At 68.7% G+C, this 4078-nt stretch carries 2 protein-coding genes; one reads left to right on the plus strand and one right to left on the minus strand.

The window, feature by feature from the left end; all coding sequences use genetic code 11:
* Window positions 1–142: 142 nt before the first annotated feature.
* Window positions 143–2866, minus strand: coding sequence for a vitamin B12-dependent ribonucleotide reductase (locus I0Q12_RS16655; RefSeq protein WP_197252958.1), 2724 nt, complete (start codon window positions 2864–2866; stop codon window positions 143–145).
* A gap of 101 nt (window positions 2867–2967) precedes the next feature.
* Here I0Q12_RS16655 and purT point away from each other — a divergent pair.
* The coding region (gene purT, locus I0Q12_RS16660; RefSeq protein WP_197252955.1) for a formate-dependent phosphoribosylglycinamide formyltransferase at window positions 2968–4078 on the plus strand (1111 nt) is incomplete at its 3' end.

Genomic DNA, 4078 nt, shown 5'->3' on the forward strand with positions numbered 1-4078 from the left:
GATGTGACCATCTGCCGGTACTTCCATACGCCGAGGCCGAGCGCGAGCACGAAGATCAGCCCCGCGGCGAGCACCGTCAACTCCGTATCGATCCCCACATCCATCGCGCAAGTATGGCGGCGGGTGCGGGGTTGCACCAGATTCAGCTGCAGCCGCTGGTGTTTCCGCACGACGGACATGCATGGCACGAACCGGAGCGCTGCATCCGGACCCCGCACTGCATGCAGTACGGGGCGTCCGACTCCCGGCCGGAGGTGCCTGCATGGCCCTGGCGGGTGTCGGTGACCGTCTCGGCGGTCTCGGTGCTGCCGGGCAACCGGTCCGACCGTTCCGAGGTGGTTTGGATCCCCAGATCCATACGGACGTCCGGTTCCAGGTAGTCGATCGCGAGCCGCCGGAAGATGTAATCGAGGATCGACGTGGCCAGCCGCAGGTCGGGATCGTCCGTGATGCCCGCGGGCTCGAACCGGGTACTGGTGAACGCCCGCACGAACGTGCTCAACGGAACCCCGTACTGCAGGCCGTAACTGACCGACATCGAGAACGCATCCATGATCCCGGCCAGGGTCGAGCCCTGCTTCGATACGCGCAGGAACATCTCCCCGGGCCTGCCGTCGTCGTACTCGCCGATCGTGAAGAAGCCCTTGCAGTCCGCGACCCGGAACTCGAAGGTGCGCGAATTGCGGGTCCGCGGAAGGCGTTCGCGTCGCGGGGCCGGCACCGCCGCATCCGGAACCGTGGTCCCGGGGATTGGGCTACCGGGGATCGGGGGCGCCGACGTCGTCTGCGTCGGTGCGCCCGACAACGGTTGTCCGAGCTTGCAGTTGTCCCGGTACACCGCGACCGCCTTGAGCCCCAGTCGCCAACTGTCGAGGTACAGATCCTCGATGTCGCGCACGGTCGCGGACTCGGGTAGGTTCACGGTCTTCGAGATCGCCCCCGACAGGAACGGCTGCACCGCCGCCATCATCAGCACATGGCCGCGCGGCTCGATCACGTTGTCGCCCATCGATGTCGCGAACACCGCGCGATGCTCGTCGCGGATGTGCGGGGCGCCGGTCAGGGTGCGACGGGTGTCCAGGTGGGTCACCACGTCCGCGACCTGCGCCGGGGTGTAACCGAGTCGCGACAGGGCGCGCGGCACCGTGCGGTTGACGATCGACAGCGTGCCGCCGCCGACCAGCTTCTTCGACTTGACCAGCGCCAGATCCGGTTCGATACCCGTTGTGTCGCAATCCATTGCGAGACCGATCGTGCCGGTCGGGGCGAGCACCGTCACCTGGCTGTTGCGCACACCGTGCTCGGCCGCCCCCGCGACCGCCTCGTCCCAGCTCTCCCGAGCCGCGGTGAGCACCGGACCGGGAGCGAGATCGGCGTCGACGTCGTCGAGTGCGCCGCGATGCCGCGCGAGCACGGCGAGGGTCGGCTCCCGGTTCTCGGTGAATCCGTCGAACGGCCCCAGCCGCTCGGCCAGGCGCGCCGAGACCGCGTAGGCGTGCCCGGTCATCAGGGCGGTTATCGCCGCGGCGTACGCGCGGCCGGCATCGCTGTCGTAGGGCAGACCCGAAGCCATCAGCAACGCACCGAGATTCGCGTATCCCAACCCGAGCTGGCGGAACCGCCGCGAGGTCTCACCGATCCGCTCGGTCGGATAGTCGGCGCGGCCCACGAGAATCTCCTGGGCGGTGATGAGTACCGCCACCGCGTGCCGGAACCCGTCCACGTCGAACGTGCCGTCCTCGAGCAGGAACGTGAGCAGGTTCAGGCTCGCCAGGTTGCATGCGGAATCGTCGAGGTGCATGTACTCCGAGCACGGATTCGACGCATTGATCCGGCCGGTCACCGCCGCGGTGTTCCAGCGGTTGATGGTGGTGTCGAACTGGATGCCCGGGTCCGCGCACTCCCACGCAGCAGATGCGATGCGCCCGAACAACTCTCGTGCCGACAGGGTACGCACCGTCGAGCCGGTGGTGACCGCACGCAGCGGCCACTGCGCGTCGTCGACGACCGCCTGCATGAACTCGTCGGTGACCCGCACCGAGTTGTTGGCGTTCTGGTACTGCACCGAATGGCTGTCGCGGCCGTCGAGTCCCATGTCGAAACCCGCGGCGTCGAGCACGCGGGCCTTACGTTCCTCGATGGCCTTGCACTCCACGAACTCCTCGATGTCGGGATGACCGACGTCGAGGATCACCATCTTCGCGGCCCGCCGGGTCTTGCCGCCGGACTTGATGGTCCCGGCCGAGGCGTCCGCGCCGCGCATGAAACTGACCGGGCCCGACGCGGTACCGCCCCCACCCAGGGGTTCGGCGGACGACCGGATCCGGGACAGGTTGACCCCGGCCCCGGAACCGCCTTTGAAGATCACCGCCTCCTGCCGGTACCACTCGAGGATCGAATCGATGCTGTCGTCGACCGACAGGATGAAACAGGCGCTGGCCTGCTGCGGAACGTCCGGGACGCCGATGTTGAACCACACCGGGCTGTTGAACGACGCCTTCTGGTGCAGGAGCAGGTACGTCAGTTCGGCCGCGAACGCCTCCGGGTCGTCGAGGTGGCCGTCCGCGGTGCCCCACGCGGTGATGGTGTCGACGATGCGGGCGACGACGTCGCGCAGCGAGGTCTCCCGGCCCGGCGAGCCGAGTTCGCCGCGGAAGTATTTCTGGCTCACGATGTCCGTCGCGTTCTGCGACCAGCCGGACGGGAACTCGACATCCTTCTGCTCGAACACCACCGCGCCGGTGCCGTGGTGCACGATGCGGGCGTCGCGCCGCTGCCAGTCCACCTCGTCCGCGGGATCACGGCCGGCGGTGGTGAAGTGCCGGACATCGGCGGCGGTGAAATCCCGCACGTCGGCGCGGCCCATGTCGGGCGCGTCACCGTCGTGCTCGTGCGTCCTGCTGTCCGTCTGGCTACTGCCCATCGCATCCTCCCGGAACGAACGCCGGTGCCACATATAGTCCCACCATGATCTCACCGCGTCTCGGCACTCCGCTGTCGCCGAATGCCACTCGTGTCCTCATGCTCGGCGCAGGCGAACTAGGGAAAGAAGTCACCATCGCGCTGCAACGGCTGGGTGTGGAGGTGGTCGCCGTGGACCGGTACTCGAACGCGCCCGGGCAGCAGGTCGCGCATCGCGCCCACACCGTCGACATGGGTGACCCCCAGGCGCTCCTCGCGATCATCGAGGCCGAACGACCCGACCTGGTGGTCCCCGAAATCGAGGCCATCGCCACCGACGCGCTCGCCGTCGTCGAGGAACGCGGGCTCGCCGAGGTCATTCCCACCGCGCGCGCCACGCAGCTGACCATGAACCGGGAAGGAATCCGGCGTCTGGCCGCCGAGGAACTGGGCCTGCCCACCTCGCCCTACCGGTTCGCCGAATCGCTTGCGGAGGTGCTCGCCGCAGCCGAGGCGGTCGGCTATCCGTGCGTGGTCAAGCCGGTGATGTCGTCGTCGGGGAAGGGACAGTCGACGGTGCGGTCCGCCGACGAGATGCCCGCGGCCTGGGACTACGCGCTGGCCGGGGGGCGCATCAACCACGGTCGGGTCATCGTCGAAGGGTTCGTGGACTTCGACTACGAGATCACCCAGCTCACGGTCCGCGCGGTCGGTGACTCCGGCGACGTCGAGACGTTCTTCTGCGAGCCGATCGGGCACGTGCAGAGCCGCGGCGACTACATCGAATCGTGGCAGCCGCAGCCGATGAGCGACGCGGCGCTGACCCGGGCACGGGAGATCGCGGCGGCGGTCACCGGCGCGCTCGGCGGCCGCGGCGTGTTCGGTGTCGAACTGTTCGTCAAGGGCGACGAGGTGTACTTCTCCGAGGTCAGTCCCCGCCCGCACGACACCGGCCTGGTCACCCTGCGCAGCCAGCGGCTGTCGGAGTTCGAACTGCACGCCCGCGCGATCCTCGGGCTCCCGGTCGACACGTCGCTGCTCGCGCCGGGTGCGTCCGCCGTGATCTACGGGGGCGTCGACGCCACCGGTATCGCGTTCGAGGGCGTGGCCGACGCGCTGCGCGTGCCCGAGTCCGACCTGCGGTTGTTCGGCAAGCCCGAGTCCTACGCGCGTCGGC

The organism is Rhodococcus sp. CX, from assembly GCF_015865005.1.
Taxonomy (GTDB): Bacteria; Actinomycetota; Actinomycetes; order Mycobacteriales; family Mycobacteriaceae; genus Rhodococcus.

What these genes read in the sequence shown, in the direction of transcription:
- I0Q12_RS16655 (WP_197252958.1), bottom strand. Translation starts at nt 2,866, where the DNA reads ATGGGCCGCGCCGACGTGCGGGATTTCACCGCCGCCGATGTCCGGCAC.